Consider the following 17,747-nt stretch of genomic DNA (forward strand, 5'->3'; position numbering starts at 1 on the left):
ACGAGTCGTCTCCAGATTGTCGAGTTAAGGTGGCTATTTATTTTTTGCAAAAGTTAGTACTATATGCAAAGACTTGCAATAGACTCTTATATCTTCAGTTTTGTACAAAAACCTTCGGTTGATTGCTTTTTGGCAATTTTCCTAATGAGTTAGGAATTTTCCTGTCTGTTAGGAAATAGAAATAGTAGATTAGGAAAGGATATTAGTATATTATTAATATAGTAATTAAAATAAAAAAAGTTAGTAAAATAGTAAAAAACAATATAAAAATTAGCAAAAGTATTGTAAAAATATAAAAAAAACTAATAAAAGTAAAGTTTAGGAAAGGAAGATGAGATATGCTGAGTAATAGGCAGATGAATGTTATAAATATACTGAGTGATTCAAATAATTGGATGACTGGAAAAGAGATTGCGAAGATTCTTAATGTTACGGATCGTACTATTCGCTCAGATATTGAATCTATAAATAAATATTACGATTGTCAGTTAATAGAGTCTAATAGGAGAGCGGGGTATCATATAGACGATATTCTTTTGGCTAAGCAGGATATAGAGGTTAAGGAAATAGTTCCTCAAACTTCTCATGAGAGATGTATTTGGATTATTCAGGAGCTTCTTTTTAGAAATAAAGAGATTAATTTAATTCAGCTACAGGAGAGAGTTTTCGTAAGTGGATATTCTATCGACAACGATTTAAAAAAGATAAGAAAGATTATAGAGAATTATCCTAGTTTAAAGCTTATTAGATCTAAGAATCATATTAGACTTGAGGGTGAGGAGATAGACAAGAGAAAGTTATATAAATATCTTCTAACAGAGGAAACTCATGGTAATTTTATGAACTTAAATTCTATAGCGGATTTTTGGACAGATTTTGACCTTCTTGCCATAAAAGATATTTTTGAAGAAGTATGTGAAAAGTACGATTATAAGATAAGAGAGACTACATTCCCGATGATTATGATGCATGCTGGTGTAGCGATAGAGAGAATTATAAATCATAACTACCTTACAAGTGATATAGATGATAGACTTGTGGAAAGTACAGAGTATCACGTTTCTTATGAATTCTTTGAAAGAGTGAGTAAGCTTTTAGATATTGAAATAGTAGACGATGAGGTTAAGAGATTTTCACTTCTCCTTTTAGGGAAGAGCTCAGGAGATTATAGAAAATCAAACAATAATAAGGAAGATGTTAAAAGACTTATAGACCGGTTAATTGAGCAGATTGCCGAGTATTTCGGGGTTGATTTTTCTAAGGACTGGGATTTAAAAGTAGGACTTGAGACACATATACGGTCACTTATAGAAAGACAGAGAAATAAGGTGGATGTTACAAATTTATACTTAAAGGAAATAAAACGTAAATATCCTTTAGTATTTGAAATGGCGATACATTCAGCTAAGGTTATAGAAAAATTTACAGGATATGTAATAGATGAGCCAGAGATTGAGTTTTTAGCGCTTCATCTTGGAGCTGCTTATGAAAGAATAGACAGTGTGCAAAAATATAGAGCAGTTGTTATTATGCCACATAATCAGATGCTTTCAAAACCATGTATTGAAAAATTAAACAGTCGTTTTGGAGATAGAATGGAAGTAGTTAAGATGTTTACATTTTTTGAAGAAAGTCAGGTTATGGAATATGAACCAAACTTTATAATAACTACTTTGCAGATTAAGCATAATTTGGATGTACCTACAATACAGATTAGTCTATTTTTAAATTATGAAGATGAAAGTAGAATTTTCCAACTTTTAAATCAGCTTGATAAGGAAAGATATAGCGCAGATTTTAAAATTCTTGTAAAGAAAATGATTAGAAAGGATTTATTCCATGTTCATGAAACATATGAGTCATCAGATGAGATAATAAACAAATTGTGCAACGAGCTAGTGGAAAAAGATTTGGCTGATGAGAGATACAAAGAAGATGTGTTTAGAAGAGAGAGCATGTCGGCGACATCATTCTCATATGGATTTGCAGTGCCTCACTCAATGGAGGTATCTACAAAAGAGTCATGCCTTTCAGTTATGGTGCTAGATAAGCCAGTAAAATGGGGGGATTTCGATGTAAGACTGATAATCCTACTTGGAATAAGGGATACTGATAATAGCTTATTAAAGATATTCTTTGAATGGCTATCAAATACGGTGACAGATTCTAAAAAATTGGCTAGACTTTTAGCAGTAAATAATTACGAAGATTTTATGAAAGAAGTATTAGAGTAAAAATATTATAAACGTGGAAATTATATAGGAGGAAATATGAGTAAGAAAAATAAGAAAAGTAGTAACTTGGTTAAAAAGATAGATAAAAGCCCTAAAAAAATGTACGAAGATGTACCTTTAACAAGAAGATTTTTAAGTTATTTAATAGATTGGTATTTAGGTGGTCTTGCTACAGCGTTTCCAATAGCTATGATTTCTCAGAAGCTTTTTGGAAGTATGCTTAAACAGAATATATTAGAATTTCCTAAGCCTTATGGTTTGATAGCAGGATGTTTAGGTTTTGTGTTTGCTTTATTTTACTTTGTAGTAGTCCCAACATGGATTACTAAGGGACAGACTTTAGGTAAAAAAATATGTAAAATCCAGATAGTAAAGGATAATGAAGAAGAAATTACTTTTAAGAATATGTTCCTAAGACAGTTAGTAGGAATAATAGTAGTAGAAGGTTCTTTAGTAACAGCTAGTGCTATATGGCATCAGATATTTACATTATTAACAGGTATAGATATAGTATCTGGATTAATGTATGTTGGTTTAGCTATATGCGTTGTAAGTGCTGGTATGGTTATATTTACTAAAGATCACAAGGCAATTCACGACTACATAGGAAGTACTAGAGTAGTTATGTGTAAATAATTTCCTAAGTTTAGGAAATGTGAGTATCGACATAGGAAATCAATTGCCTAGTATAATTGTATTATAGAAAGTGGAGGTAAAGTTAATGAATGAATTAGAATTAATAAGTTTTCAGATAATATCAGCAGTAGGAACTGCTAAATCAAATTATATGGAGGCTATGAAATTAGCTGGAAAAGGTGAGTTTGAAAAAGCTGAAGAATTGATAAAAGAAGGACAGAAAGTATTCTTAGAAGGGCATAAAGCTCACGCAAGCTTAATACAGAAAGAAGCTGCAGGAGAAGCAGTAAATATAAATATATTATTAATGCATGCCGAAGACCAGTTAATGGCAGCTGAAACAGCTAAACTTATGGCAGAAGAAATAATTAAGTTAAATAGACGCATAGCAGCGTTAGAAAAATAGGAGGATATATAAAATGAAAAAAGTTTATTTATTTTGCAGTAACGGAATGTCAACTAGTATGTTAGCTAGTAAAATGCAGGGAGTAGCAGATAGCCACAAATTACCAATAAAAGTTGCAGCTTTCCCTTACCCACAGATGGGAGATATATTAAAAAATGACTGTCCAGATTGTATACTTCTTGGACCTCAGATAAAATTCATGTATGAAGAAATAGTTGAACAGTACGGTTCATTAAATGTACCAATAGCTCTTATAGATCAGGGAGATTACGGTATGATGAACGGAGAAAAAGTTTTAAAAACAGCTATAAAATTAATAAAATCAAACAAATAATTAATTAATAAAAATTAATATTAAATAAAAGTAATATCACAGTTTACAAAACATCAAAACACAAAATTAAAAAGAAAAAACACAAAAGTTAAAAAAGTAAAATGAAGTAGCAAAACTAAGAATTAAAAACAATATCAAAATACAAAAATCAAAACAACAAAACACAAAAATTAAAAAGGAGAGATAGGCTTATGATGAAAAAACTTGAAAAAGTTTTAATGCCTTTAGCAGAAGCTATAGGACGTAACAAATACTTAATGTCGATTCGTGATGGTTTCTTACTATCAACACCTCTATTAATAGGTGGATCTATATTCCTATTAATAGCAAACTTCCCTATCCCAGCATGGATAGAATTTCTTGAAGGAACAGTTGTAAATCAGGCAACTGGACGGACTTTAGCAAGTTATATAGCAAAACCAGCAGACGCTACATTCACAATAATGGCAGTATTTGCAGTTATGGGTATTGCGTATTCTTTTGCAGAAAAATTAGGTACGAATAAATTATTCGGTGCTGCTACAGCATTAGTTTCTTGGTTCTTAATAATGCCATATACAGTAACTGGTGAAGTTGATGTAAATGGTGTTGCTCAGGCAGTTAGTTTAACTGGTGTGCCTCTAGGATGGTTAGGAGCTAAAGGTATATTCGTTGGTATATTCTGTGCATTCATATCAGTACATATATATACATTTGTTGAAAAAAGAGGTTGGACAATAAAAATGCCAGCTGGTGTACCTCCAACAGTTGAGGAATCATTCGCAGCTTTAATACCAGCAGCAGTAGTTATGACAATATTCTTTGCTGTTAACTTAATATTCGGATACATGGGAACAGACGTATTCCAGATAATATTCGAATTCTTACAGACTCCACTTCTAAACTTAGGAGATACTTTAGGAGCAATGGTAATAGCTTACATATTCTTACATATATTCTGGTTCTTCGGAGTAAATGGTGGATCTGTTGTTGGTGCGGTATTCAACCCAATACTTCAGACTCTATCTGCAGGAAACGTAGCTGGAGAACATCACATAATATGCCAGCAGTTCCAGGATTTATTTGCAACATTTGGTGGTGCAGGTTCAACATTATCACTAGTAATAGCAATGTTATTATTCTGTAAATCAAAACGTATAAAAAATCTTGGTAAAATGTCATTAGTACCAGGTATATTCGGAATAAATGAACCAATACTATTCGGTTTACCAATAGTTTTAAACCCTGCTATGTTAGTACCATTCATATTAGTGCCAACTATAAACATAGTAATATCATACTTTGCAATGGCGATGAACTTTGTTCCAATATGTTCAGGTGTTAATATACCATGGACAACACCACTTGTAATATCAGGATTCCTTGCTACAAACTGGGCAGGTGCGTTACTACAGGCGGCACTTCTAGTATTAGGTGTATTCATATACATGCCATTCATAAAAATACTAGACAAACAGTACTTACAGGAAGAAATGAGTAATGTTGAAGAAGATGATGAAGATATATCATTAGATGACCTATCATTCGACGATCTATAAGATTTAGGAGATGATTTAATATGAAAATTATAATGATTTACGATCAGATACAGTCAGGTGCAGGTATAAAAGATGACCACGATGTACCTCTAGGCGCTAAAAAAGAAGTAATAGGGCCTGCTGTAATGATGGAACAGTCTTTAAAGAAAATAGGCGGAAAAGTAATAGCTTGTCTTTACTGCGGTGACGGTACTTATGCTGCTAACCCAGATGAAGTAAGTAGAAAACTTTGCGCAATGGTAAATAAATTAAAAGCAGATGTTGTAATGTGTGGACCATGCCTAAACTACTTAGGATATGGGAAAATGGCTGCTAGAGTAGCTAATGACATAAACAATACAACTGATGCAAAAGCATTTGCAGCTATGTCAGTAGAAAATGAAGAAACAATAGCTGAATACAAAGACAAAGTGCATATAATAAAAACACCTAAAAAAGGTGGATTTGGATTAAATGAATCATTAGACGCTATGTGTGAATTAGCAAAAGCTATGCACGAAGGCGCTGATTGTTCAGAAATAGTATCAAAATATTGTTTTTAAATTAAAAAATGGGGGAGGATGCTTTTTAGGAGGCATCCTTTCTGTATAATTATAGGAGGTAACGAACATGTGGGGAATAATAGCAACATGGCGTATGGCAGTAGAAGGAATAACAGAAGCAGATAAAATGCTAAAAGAAGGTGCTGATGCAGGGGATGCAATAGAAACAGCAATAAAAGAAGTAGAAGACTTCCCATTCTACAAATCAGTAGGATACGGTGGACTTCCAAATGAAGAGATGGAAGTTGAACTAGATGCAGCATACATGGATGGAGATACATTAGATATAGGTGCAGTAGCAGCAATAAAAGATTATGCAAACCCAATATCAATAGCAAGAAGATTATCTCATGAAAAAGTAAACTGTATGTTAGTTGGAGATGGAGCTGAAAAATTTGCTCATAAAGAAGGATTTGAAAGAAAAAATATGCTTACAGATAGAGCAAAAATACACTACAAAAACAGAGTTAAAGAAGTTAAACAGCAGGAAATAAGCCCATATTCAGGACACGATACAGTAGGTATGGTTTGTCTTGATACTCATGGTAAAATGACTGCAGCTACTTCTACAAGTGGATTATTCATGAAGAGAAAAGGTAGAGTAGGGGATTCTCCAATATCAGGATCAGGATTCTACGTTGACTCAAAAATAGGTGGAGCAAGTGCAACAGGACTTGGTGAAGACCTTATGAAAGGATGTATATCTTATGAAATAGTAAGACTTATGAAAGAAGGAAAACATCCTCAGGAAGCTTGTGAAATAGCGGTAAACGACTTAAACAAAGAATTAATAGAAAGAAGAGGAAAAGCTGGAGACTTATCTCTAATAGCTATGAACAATAAAGGTGAATGGGGAGTTGCTACAAATATAGAAGGTTTCTCATTTGCAGTAGCTACAGAAGGACAGGAACCAATAGTATACTTAACTAAAAATGTAGATGGTAAATGCATACATGAAGTAGCAAGCCAGGAATGGTTAGATAACTACATGAAAACAAGAACAGCACCATTGGAGGAAAAATAAATGGAAAAAAAGATAATTCGGCAGATTGAAAAAAATTCATCAGAAATGATTGAAGGAATTAAAAAGATTGTCAAGATGCCGAGTGTCGAAACAAAAGCCGAAGAAAATGCTCCATTTGGTAAGGATATAGCCTTAACTTTAGATGAAACATTGAAATTAGCAGAGAGCTTAGGTTTTGAAACTAAAAATCTTGATAATTACATTGGATGGGCACAGTATGGAGAAGGTGAAGATTATATAGGGATAATAGGTCACTTAGATGTTGTTCCAGTTGGAGAAGGCTGGAAACACGATCCATTTAGTGCACATGAAGAAGAAGGATATATTTACGCAAGAGGGATATTAGACAATAAAGGACCGATACTATCTTGTTTATACGCTTTATATGCAATAAAGCAGTTAAATGTAGAATTAAAAAGACCGGTCAGAATAATCTTTGGATGCGATGAAGAAACAGGATTTGAAGATTTAAAATACTACCTAGAAAAAGAAAAACCACCTGTAATGGGATGGACACCAGACTGCAAATACCCAGTAGTATATGCAGAAAGAGGTAGAGCTGTTGTAGAAATTTCAACAGAAGAAAAAAACATAGCTGAATTCTTTGCGTTTGTAAATACATACTTTATGAACGCTAAGCCAAATGCGGAAAGCTTAGGTCTTGATTATAAGAGCGAAGAATTTGGTGTAAATGAAATGAGAAATTATAAATTAAGATACGAGGACGGCAAAGTTATTTTCTCTGTAACATTCTCATATCCTGTGGGACTTACTGTAGAGAAGATAATAAGTACGATAGAGGAAAAATCAAATGGAATGGAAGTAAAATGCGTAAGTCATTATACTCCAGTTAGATTTGAAAAAGACAGCGATATGGTTAGAAGTCTTCAGAATGCGTATGAGTTGGTTACAGGACTTGACGGAACTCCTGTGACAACAACTGGCGGAACATACGCAAAACTAATGCCTAATATAGTTCCATTTGGGCCAAGTTTCCCTGGACAGAAGGGAATAGGACATCTTCCAAATGAATGGATGAAGGTAGAAGATATCATATCAAATGCTAAGATATACGGACTAGGTATATATTACTTAGCCAATATATAGGATTGTTTAGTTATTAAAATTATTTAGAGGATTATTTTAAAAGTATATAAAAGATTATTTAAAGGTTGATTGTAAAAAAGATTTGATTTAAAGGTTACCAGAAACACGCAAGTTAAAAACGACGGCATTACGTCAAAATAAGGATTATTATTTAATAGATAGGATTTGATAAAATGGAAAAAATAGTTGAAATATGCTGCGGAAGTTATGAAGATGCGTACAATGCAGATAGAGCGGGTGCAAAGAGAATAGAGTTAAACAGTGCATTACATCTAGGAGGACTTACACCTTCTTTAGCTACATTAGTATTAACTAAAAAGAATACTAATCTTTCAGTTATATCAATGCTTAGACCAAGAGGTGCAGGTTTCCACTACAGCGATGTAGATTATGAAGTGATGAAGATGGATGCAGAGCTTCTTATGAAAAATGGTTCAGATGGTTTAGCATTTGGATTTTTAACTGAAGATGGAGAAGTAGACAAAGAAAAAACTGCTGAGATTGTAAAAATAATAAAAGAATACAACGGAGAAGCTGTATTCCACAGAGCTTTTGACTGTGTAGCAGATCCATACAAGACTATGGAAACTTTAATCGAGCTTGGAATAGATAGAGTTCTTACAAGTGGATTAGAGCCAAAAGCTATAGAAGGAAAAGAAGTAATAAAAAATCTTCTGGAAAAATACGGTGACAAAATAGAAATACTTGCAGGTAGTGGAGTTAATATAAGCAATATGGACGAAATAATGGACTATACTGGAATAAATCAGGTTCATAGTTCTTGTAAGGCTTGGGTTGAAGATCCAACAACTCACAAGAATAATGTAAGCTATTCTTATGCAAGTGCGCCAAATGAAATGAACTACGATGTAGTATCATACGAACTAGTTAAAAATATGATAGAAAATTTATAGATTAATATATCTTGGGAATTGAAAACATAGACAAACTCCTCTCCAGCTTCGACGTGTGTAAAAGTAAAAAGTTATGTTGCAAACAAACTGCACGTCTCCAGATTGTCGAGGATGTTTTGTCTATGTTTTTCAATCCACTAAGTTACATTAACTTATAAACGAGGACTTGTTGCAAGTTTTGCAATAGGTCCTTTTTTATTACTATATTATATGTTTCGTAATATCTTTAATCTTGGCAAACTTTTGATATTATAGATATTCTATAGAGGTTAAATTAAAAACATAAATAAAAGGATAATTATATCGATGTTTTGTGATTGATAAGTAAAAGTTATTAGCTAGAATTGTCTGAATAGTGAAAAAGCTATTTTTAGAAAGGAAAAGTTATATAGGCTTAAAAAAAGCAAGTTAAAAAATTATCTATTAGGCGCTGTGGATATTTGTATTTATGCTCGAAAATCTATAGATAGGCATAAAAGTAATGTAAATTGTATACAAAAGAATAAGAATTATGAGTTAAATTAATAGAAAAAGAGTTGATTGATAAAAAAATAGCTAAAAAAATAAAAAAAGTAAAATTCAGAAAAAAGAATAATTAAATATAAACAACTTGCAAAAAGTGACAAGTTGTATATATTTTTGAAAACTGTAATACTTCAAATTGTTTCAAAAAAAATCAAAGTTAAAATTACAGTTTTTCAAAATTATGACAATTCACAAATAGAGGGTATTGAAAGTAAAAATTGAAATTTCAATAAATATAGATAAAAACTATGAAAAAAATATATGCGAAATAAAAACTTTATGCAAAAAATTATTATCTAGCTTAAAAATGGAAAACGTATTCAAATTAAATTCAAAACGATAGAAAGTAAAAATGATTATGCAAAATAAGTTAGAAAATTGAAGAAATGCTTAAAAAACGATGCAAAAATTTAGATTTATGAAATTGACAAAATCGTAAAATAAAAATATAATAAATATAATCTAAGAATATTATAAAAAGTTTGGCCAATTTCAAAAAGACAGGTGGTGAAGAGATGTCATCTATTGAATTAATAAAAGTTATCAATGAAGCAGAAGAACAGGCCGATAAAATTAAAAAAGATGGAGTTCAGGAAGCGAAACAAATCGTAGCTGATGCAAATAAAAGAGCATCGCAGTTAATACTTGAAGCAGAAGACAAGGCAGATGCTGAATACAATTTAGCAATAAGCAAGGCCGAAGAAGAAGCTGGAAAGGTATATGATAATACTATTGAACAAACATCAGAAAAGAGCAGAGTGATTTTATCAGAAGCTGAAAAAAACATTCAAGCTGGAGTAAAGGTTGTTCTAGAAAGGATTGTGAAGTCTAATGTCAATTGTTAAGATGAAAAAACTTTCTGTCATAGGACTGAGCAACAATAAAGAAGAGCTTATAAAACATTTAATGGATCTTGGTGTAGTTGAATTAAGTGCACAGGATCAAAAACTTCTTGATGAAGAGTGGGCTAATATAGTTGTAAAAGATGGTAACGAAGATGAAGTAAGTAGAATTGATTCAGAGCTTCAGAAAATTTCTACAGTACTAGAAACACTTGAACAGTACGATAAATCTAAAAAACCTCTTATAAAGACTAGAAGAGCTATTACAAAGAGAGAATTTAAAAAGGTTATGGAGGATAAGGAAAATATCCAAAGTACAGTGGAAAAGGTTTATAAGCTTTATAATAGTCTTGTGAATCTGAAAGGACAAGAAAATAAAATAGAAACTAATATGGTTTCATTAAAGCCATGGCTTTCTTATGACATACCTGTTGAATTAAGGGAAACAGAAAGTACTGAGATTCTAATGGGGGTTGTTCCTAGCGTAACAGAGATAGAAGCTATGAGAGCTGCTGTAGAGAAAGCTACAGATAGAACAGTATTTAGACTTATCGGAAGCGATGCAGATCAGCATTACTTATCTATAATAGCTCTAAAAGATGATATCGAACTTGTTTTAGATTGTGTTAGACAGTTTGGATTTAACAAAGTTACATTCTCAAACATGTACGGAACACCAGCTGAAATAACAGGAAGCTATGAAAAAGAGCTTGCTGAAATAGCAAAAGAAAAAGAATTAGTGGAAGCGGATATAACTTCTATGACAGGAGAAATCAAAAAAGTAGAATGTTTATACGACGATACTATAATAGAAAAAGATAGAAATCAGATAAGAAATAGGCTTTTAAAAACAGAAGCTTCTTTCTATTTTGACGGATATATGCCAGCAGCGGCAGAAAAAAGCGTTCAGAGAGTGCTAGAAGAAAATGAATGTTATTACGAATTTAATGAAATTCCAGAAGGAGAAGAAGCACCAGTATTACTACACAATACAGGAGCTATATATCCATTCGAAGCGATAACAAACCTTTATGCATTACCTGAATACAAGGAAATAGACCCTACAAAATGGTTAGCACCTTTCTACTTTATATTCTTCGGTATGATGCTAAGTGATGCGGCATACGGAATAATAATGGCAGTTGGATGCTTTATAATATCTAAGAAATTCAGACTAGAAGGAATGACTAAAAAACTTATAAATATGTTCTTCTGGTGTGGTATTTCAACAGCAATATGGGGAGCACTGTTTGGTGGTTGGTTTGGAGATTTACCTACAGTTGCAGCAAAGACATTCTTTGGAATAGACAACTTTGTAATCAAGCCACTTTGGTTTAACCCAGTAAGTGACCCTATGAAGTTATTAATATTCTCATTCATACTAGGTGGTATACATTTATTCCTAGGTATGGGAATACAGGCATATATGCTTATAAGAGATGGTAAACCATTAGACGCATTATTTGATATAGGTTTATGGTACGTACTTTTAGTAGGTTTAGTTCTATTTGGTGTAGGTGGAAAGATAGGACCAGCATTTGCTACAGCAGGTAAATATATGTCAATCATAGGTGTTGTAGGAATCCTTCTAACAGGAGGAAGACGGAAAAAAGGAATATTCGGAAAGATTACAGGCGGTTTAGGAAGCTTATACGATATAACTTCTTATTTAGCTGATATTCTTTCATACTCAAGACTTCTTGCTCTAGGTCTTGCCACTGGAGTTATAGCTCAGGTTATAAATACAATGGGAAGCTTAGCAGGCGGAGGAATAAAAGGATCTATATTATTAATAGTAGTTGCTGTATTTGGACATTTATTCAACCTAGCAATAAATGCACTTGGTAGTTTCGTTCACGCCAGCAGACTACAGTACGTTGAATTCTTCGGTAAATTCTACAAAGGCGGAGGAACAGCGTTTGAACCATTTGATAAAAAGACAAAATATGTCGACATAGTTAAGGAGGAAGATTAATATGTCAATCGGTACAATGTTAGCAATTTTAGGAGCATCATTAGCAGCAATAGCAGGTATAGGAAGTGCGATAGGTGTAGGTATAGCTGGGGAAGCAGCAGCAGGAGTAGTAGCAGAAGACCCTAAAAAATTCGGTCAGACACTAATCATGCAGGCTCTACCAGGTACTCAGGGTATATATGGATTATTAATAGCTTTCATCATAATGCTTAAAATAGGTCTTATGGGTGGAAGTGGAATAGCAGAATTAACAGTTGCACAGGGTGCAGCAATATTAGCAGCAGCAGCACCTATAGGAATAGTTGGTGTATTCTCAGCTATAGCTCAGGGTAAAGCAGCAGCAGCTGGTATAATGCTTATAGCTAGAAAACCAGAAGAATTAGCAAAAGGTATGATATATGCAGCAATGGTTGAAACATATGCCGTATTAGCATTACTAGTATCTTTCTTAATGTTAAACGCAATAGCTTTATAATAACAACAGTAACAGTTTAAGGATGTGGATATAATGAGTATTGAAAAAATAACAGAAAAAATACTTTCTGAAGCTCAGGGATATGCAGATGATGCTGTTGCTGAAGCAAGAAAACAGGAAGCAGAAATAATAGCTAAGGCACAGGCCGATGCAGATAAAATACTTTTAAATGTCCAGAACAAGATAAAAGCTGAATCAGAAAAAGTATTCAGCAGAAGAAATTCGCTTGCTCAGCTTGAAACAAGAAAAATGCTTCTAAAAGCTAAACAGGATGCAGTTAATGAATGTTTCGAGAGAGCAGTTGCAGAAGTCCACAATATGGATGAGGAAAAATACATAGAGTTTCTAGCAGATACTTTATCTGACATAGGTGTTAAATGTGGAGAAGTTCTTTTCAATGCTAAAGACGCTGAAGCTGTTGGAGAAAAAGTAGTTGTTCTGGCAAATGAAAAAGGAAATAACTTTTGTTTATCAAGTAAAACAATAAATGCTAGTGGAGGATTCAAAGTTGTAGCTGGTAAAGTTGAAATAACTGCTACTATAGAATCTATAATTGAAGATATAAAAGAAGAAATAACACCTGATGTGGTAAAGGCATTGTTCGAATAATACAAGGCTTATCCACTTTAAAGAAAGGGGATTGATTGATTTGGCAAAGATTAACGATAGAGATTACGTATTTGCCACTGCCTGTGTAAGAAGCGGAGAAAAAAATATGCTTAGCCACGACAAAATCGAAAAAATGGTTGAAAGTAAAAATCCGGAAGAAGCACTAAAAGTACTTACAGAAATGGAATACGGTGGAGCTATTCCGGATGTAAAACCACAGGATTTCGAAGTGCTCTTAACACGGGAACACAAAAGAACTTACGAATTTGTTAAATCAATAGTTCACGATCCTGAGTACTTTAACATATTTTTATATCAGTCAGACTACCATAATATAAAGGTTATATTAAAAGCAGAATTTTTAGGAACAGATCCTGAACCATTCTTTATGGGAAGTGGAAGTATAGATACTAAAGATCTTGTTAATATGGTAAGAGAAAGAGACTTCGTTGGAATGTCTACAGAGATGAAGGATGCTATAGAAGAGGTTCTAGACGTATTCGGAAGAACTAAGGATCCTCAGCAAGTAGATATAATTCTTGATAAAGCATGCTATAAAGATATGATAAGACTTGCGGAAAAATCAGAAAATGCATATTTAAAAGGATATGTAAAACTTCTAATAGATACTATTAATTTAAGAATATTTGTCAGAATGAGAAGAATGAATAAATCTTGGGACTTCTTCTCTAAAGTGTTTATAGAAGGTGGAAATATAACAGAAAAATTCTTTATAGCAGGATACGATGAACAGCTTGAAACATTTGCTGAAAAGCTAGTTTCTTATGGACTATCAGATGTCCTAGCTGAAAGTATTCCAATGCTTAAAGAAAGTGGCAGTTTCACAATGCTTGAAAAATTATGTGATAATCGTTTGATGGAATATGTAAAAGATTCAAGATATAAATCTTTTGGAATAGAAGCAATAGTTGGCTATATATTAGCTAAAGAAAACGAAATAAAAGCAGCCAGAATAATAATGGCTGGTAAGTTAGCTGGACTTCCATCAGATAGAATAAGAGAAAGGCTGAGAGTAAGTTATGTATAGAATAGGAGTAATAGGTGACAGAGATAGTGTTGTAGGGTTTAAAGCTGTTGGACTAGATACATACCCTTGTATGAACTCAGACGAAGCTAAAAAAATTCTACACAAACTTGTAACTGAAGGGAATTTCGCTATTATCTACATAACAGAAAGTCTATGCAAAGATATGATAGAAGAAATAGACAGCTATAAATCACTAATGACACCAGCTATAATCCCTATACCAGGAGTTGACGGAAGCTTAGGAATAGGAATAGCAGGAGTTAAAAAGAATGTAGAAAAAGCAGTTGGAGCTGATATTCTTTTCGGAGATAAGTAAGAAAACAAATTATTAATTTTAATTAATATAGAAAGAAACGGTGATAAAATGAGCCAAGGAAAAGTAGTTAAAGTATCTGGACCACTTGTTGTTGCTGAAGGTATGCAAGAAGCCAACATGTTTGACGTGGTTCGTGTCTCAGATGAGGGACTTATAGGTGAAATAATCGAGATGCGTGGAGATAAAGCATCTATTCAGGTATATGAAGAAACAGCAGGTCTTGGACCAGGAACAAAAGTTGTATCAACTCACGCTCCTCTAAGTGTTGAGCTTGGACCAGGACTTATAGAAAATATGTACGATGGTATCCAGCGTCCACTAGAAAAAATGGTGGAAGTTGCAGGATCTAATATATCAAGAGGTATAAATGTTTCAGCAATAGACAGAGATAAAAAATGGGAATTTGTTCCTACTGTAGCTGTTGGAGATGCTGTACAGACTGGAGATATAATAGGTACAGTTCAGGAAACTGTTGTTGTAGAACATAGAATAATGGTTCCTGTAGGAGTAAAAGGTACTGTTAAAGAAATAAAATCTGGTGAATTCACTGTAGAAGAAACAGTTTGTGTTCTTACTCTTGAAGATGGATCAGAAAAAGAATTAACTATGATGCAGAAATGGCCAGTCAGAGTTGCTAGACCATACAAAGAAAAACTAGTTCCAGATATGCCTCTAGTAACTGGACAGAGAGTTATAGATACAATGTTCCCTATAGCAAAAGGTGGGGTTGCAGCTGTACCGGGACCTTTCGGAAGTGGTAAAACAGTTGTTCAGCATCAGCTTGCTAAATGGGCAGACGCAGAAATAGTTGTTTATATAGGTTGTGGTGAACGTGGAAACGAAATGACAGACGTTCTTCGTGAGTTCCCAGAACTTCAGGACCCTAAAACTGGTGAATCACTAATGAAGAGAACTATACTTATAGCTAATACTTCAGATATGCCGGTTGCAGCCCGTGAAGCATCTATATATACAGGTATAACAATAGCAGAATACTTCAGAGATATGGGTTACTCAGTAGCACTTATGGCAGACTCTACATCAAGATGGGCCGAAGCTCTTCGTGAAATGTCAGGACGTCTTGAAGAAATGCCAGGTGAAGAAGGTTACCCAGCATACTTAGGATCTCGTCTAGCTCAGTTCTATGAAAGAGCTGGTAGAGTAGTAAGCTTAGGAACAGAAGGAAGAGAAGGTGCACTATCTGCAATAGGTGCCGTTTCACCTCCAGGTGGGGATACTTCTGAACCAGTTTCTCAGGCTACTCTTCGTATAGTAAAAGTATTCTGGGGACTAGATAGTGACCTTGCTTACAAACGTCACTTCCCAGCTATAAACTGGTTATCAAGTTATTCTCTATATGTAGACAGATTAAACAAATGGTTTGATAAAAATGTTAATAAATACTGGTCAACAAATAGAGCAGACGCTATGAAGTTACTTCAGGAAGAAGCAGAACTTCAGGAAATAGTACAGCTAGTTGGTGTGGATGCACTTTCATACTCAGATAGATTAAAACTTGAAATAGCAAGAACAATACGTGAAGACTACTTACATCAGAATGCTTTCCACGATGTAGATACATATTCTTCACTAAACAAACAGTTCTTATTATTAAGATTAATAATGCTATTCTACAACAGAAGTGCAGAAGCAATAGCAAACGGAGCTGATTTTGATAAATTAGTAGAACTTCCAGTAAGAGAAAGAATAGGAAGATTCAAATACGTAGAAGAAAAAGACGTAAATGAAGTTTACGCAGCAATAGATGAAGAAATGGTAAGTTGCTTAGCAGACTTAACAGCTAAGGAGGTGGAGTAATTGATAAAAGAGTATAAGACTATTGCAGAAGTGGCCGGACCACTGATGCTTGTTAAAGACGTAGAAGGCGTAACATATGACGAACTTGGAGAAATAGAACTTCCTTCTGGTGAAAAAAGAAGATGTAAAGTACTAGAAGTTAATGGGAATAATGCTCTTGTTCAGTTATTCGAAAACTCAGCAGGTATAAACCTAGCTGAAAGTAAGGTAAGATTCCTTGGACATGGTATGGAACTTGCCGTATCAGAAGAAATGTTAGGTAGAGTATTTGATGGTATGGGTAGACCAAAAGATGGTGGACCAGACATAATACCAGAAATGAAATTAGATATAAATGGGTTACCTATGAACCCTGCAGCTCGTGACTATCCGTCTGAATTCATACAGACTGGTGTATCTGCAATAGATGGACTAAACACATTAGTTAGAGGACAGAAACTTCCTATATTCTCAGGATCAGGTCTTCCTCATGCAGAATTAGCATCTCAGATAGCTAGACAGGCTCAGGTTCTTAACAGTGAATCTAACTTCGCAGTTGTATTCGCTGCAATGGGTATAACATACGAAGAAGCAGATTACTTCGTATCTGACTTCAAAAGAACAGGTGCTATAGATAGAACAGTTCTATTTATGAACTTAGCCAATGACCCTGCTGTTGAACGTATATCTACTCCACGTATGGCGTTAACAGCTGCTGAATATCTTGCATTTGAAAAACACATGCACGTACTAGTTATATTAACAGATATAACAAACTATGCAGAAGCTCTTCGTGAAGTATCTGCAGCAAGAAAAGAAGTTCCAGGTAGAAGAGGATATCCAGGATACCTATATACTGACCTTGCTACAATGTATGAAAGAGCTGGTAGAAAAATGGGTTGTGAAGGTTCAATAACAATGATACCTATATTAACAATGCCAGAAGATGATAAAACTCATCCAATACCAGACTTAACTGGATACATCACAGAAGGACAGATAATACTTTCTCGTGAACTTTATCGTAAAGGTGTTACACCACCAATAAACGTACTTCCTTCACTATCTCGTCTAAAAGACAAAGGTATAGGTAAAGGAAAAACTAGAGAAGACCATGCAGATACAATGAACCAGTTATTCGCTGCATATGCTCGTGGTAAAGAAGCTAAAGAGCTTATGTCAATACTTGGTGAAGCTGCACTTACAAACATAGATAAAAAGTATGCAAAATTTGCTGATGCTTTTGAAATGGAATATGTAAATCAGGGATATGAAACTAATAGATCTATAGAAGAAACTCTTGAAATAGGATGGAAATTATTAACTATACTTCCTAAGAGTGAGTTAAAACGTATAAAAGATGCTAACATAGAAAAATACTACCCTGAAGAAACATATGATCCAGATGCTAAATAAAAGAAGGGG

Annotated in this window: 17 protein-coding genes; all 17 read left to right on the plus strand. The window is 33.8% G+C overall.

Annotated elements, in window-relative coordinates:
- Nucleotides 1-338 precede the first annotated feature (338 nt).
- Complete coding sequence (locus KGNDJEFE_RS03210; RefSeq protein WP_006439775.1) at nt 339-2,234, plus strand: BglG family transcription antiterminator; 1,896 nt, start codon at nt 339-341, stop codon at nt 2,232-2,234.
- 36 nt (nt 2,235-2,270) lie between these two features.
- Entirely contained in the window at nt 2,271-2,870 is a 600-nt protein-coding gene (locus tag KGNDJEFE_RS03215) for an RDD family protein (RefSeq protein ID WP_006439776.1), read from the plus strand.
- A gap of 85 nt (nt 2,871-2,955) precedes the next feature.
- Nucleotides 2,956-3,276 carry a PTS sugar transporter subunit IIA gene (locus KGNDJEFE_RS03220; RefSeq protein WP_040410362.1) on the plus strand — a complete coding sequence of 107 codons (321 nt, stop codon included), beginning with the start codon at nt 2,956-2,958 and terminating at the stop codon, nt 3,274-3,276.
- 13 nt (nt 3,277-3,289) lie between these two features.
- Nucleotides 3,290-3,610, plus strand: a complete 321-nt coding sequence (locus KGNDJEFE_RS03225; RefSeq protein ID WP_006439778.1) for a PTS sugar transporter subunit IIB — start codon at nt 3,290-3,292, stop codon at nt 3,608-3,610.
- A 191-nt stretch (nt 3,611-3,801) separates the two neighbouring features.
- Nucleotides 3,802-5,148, plus strand: coding sequence for a PTS sugar transporter subunit IIC (locus KGNDJEFE_RS03230; protein ID WP_148881786.1), 1,347 nt, complete (start codon nt 3,802-3,804; stop codon nt 5,146-5,148).
- A gap of 20 nt (nt 5,149-5,168) precedes the next feature.
- On the plus strand, nt 5,169-5,690 hold the full coding sequence (locus KGNDJEFE_RS03235; RefSeq protein WP_006439781.1) for a GrdB-related putative oxidoreductase: 522 nt from the start codon (nt 5,169-5,171) through the stop codon (nt 5,688-5,690).
- 67 nt (nt 5,691-5,757) lie between these two features.
- Complete coding sequence (locus KGNDJEFE_RS03240; protein ID WP_006439782.1) at nt 5,758-6,714, plus strand: glycosylasparaginase; 957 nt, start codon at nt 5,758-5,760, stop codon at nt 6,712-6,714.
- The gene (locus tag KGNDJEFE_RS03245; RefSeq protein ID WP_006439783.1) at nt 6,715-7,821 is read left to right on the plus strand and encodes a Sapep family Mn(2+)-dependent dipeptidase; all 1,107 of its coding nucleotides are present in this window, start codon (nt 6,715-6,717) and stop codon (nt 7,819-7,821) included.
- Nucleotides 7,822-7,994: 173 nt separating this feature from the next.
- Nucleotides 7,995-8,735, plus strand: coding sequence for a copper homeostasis protein CutC (locus KGNDJEFE_RS03250; protein ID WP_006439784.1), 741 nt, complete (start codon nt 7,995-7,997; stop codon nt 8,733-8,735).
- 1,040 nt (nt 8,736-9,775) lie between these two features.
- Nucleotides 9,776-10,105, plus strand: a complete 330-nt coding sequence (locus KGNDJEFE_RS03255; protein WP_040410364.1) for a hypothetical protein — start codon at nt 9,776-9,778, stop codon at nt 10,103-10,105.
- Complete coding sequence (locus tag KGNDJEFE_RS03260) at nt 10,092-12,077, plus strand: V-type ATP synthase subunit I (RefSeq protein ID WP_006439787.1); 1,986 nt, start codon at nt 10,092-10,094, stop codon at nt 12,075-12,077. Before KGNDJEFE_RS03255 ends, KGNDJEFE_RS03260 begins: the two co-directional genes overlap by 14 nt.
- 1 nt (nt 12,078) lies before the next feature.
- Complete coding sequence (locus tag KGNDJEFE_RS03265) at nt 12,079-12,552, plus strand: V-type ATP synthase subunit K (RefSeq protein WP_006439788.1); 474 nt, start codon at nt 12,079-12,081, stop codon at nt 12,550-12,552.
- Nucleotides 12,553-12,585: 33 nt separating this feature from the next.
- Nucleotides 12,586-13,161, plus strand: a complete 576-nt coding sequence (locus tag KGNDJEFE_RS03270; protein WP_006439789.1) for a V-type ATP synthase subunit E — start codon at nt 12,586-12,588, stop codon at nt 13,159-13,161.
- Nucleotides 13,162-13,201: 40 nt separating this feature from the next.
- Nucleotides 13,202-14,209 carry a V-type ATP synthase subunit C gene (locus tag KGNDJEFE_RS03275; protein ID WP_050754649.1) on the plus strand — a complete coding sequence of 336 codons (1,008 nt, stop codon included), beginning with the start codon at nt 13,202-13,204 and terminating at the stop codon, nt 14,207-14,209.
- On the plus strand, nt 14,202-14,525 hold the full coding sequence (locus KGNDJEFE_RS03280; RefSeq protein WP_006439791.1) for a V-type ATP synthase subunit F: 324 nt from the start codon (nt 14,202-14,204) through the stop codon (nt 14,523-14,525). Before KGNDJEFE_RS03275 ends, KGNDJEFE_RS03280 begins: the two co-directional genes overlap by 8 nt.
- A 48-nt stretch (nt 14,526-14,573) precedes the next feature.
- Nucleotides 14,574-16,343 (plus strand): V-type ATP synthase subunit A, encoded by a 1,770-nt coding sequence (locus KGNDJEFE_RS03285; RefSeq protein WP_006439792.1) that lies wholly within the window; start codon nt 14,574-14,576, stop codon nt 16,341-16,343.
- Entirely contained in the window at nt 16,344-17,738 is a 1,395-nt protein-coding gene (locus tag KGNDJEFE_RS03290; protein WP_006439793.1) for a V-type ATP synthase subunit B, read from the plus strand.
- Nucleotides 17,739-17,747 lie beyond the last annotated feature (9 nt).

The sequence above is a fragment of the Peptacetobacter hiranonis genome (assembly GCF_008151785.1).
Classification (GTDB): domain Bacteria; phylum Bacillota; class Clostridia; order Peptostreptococcales; family Peptostreptococcaceae; genus Peptacetobacter; species Peptacetobacter hiranonis.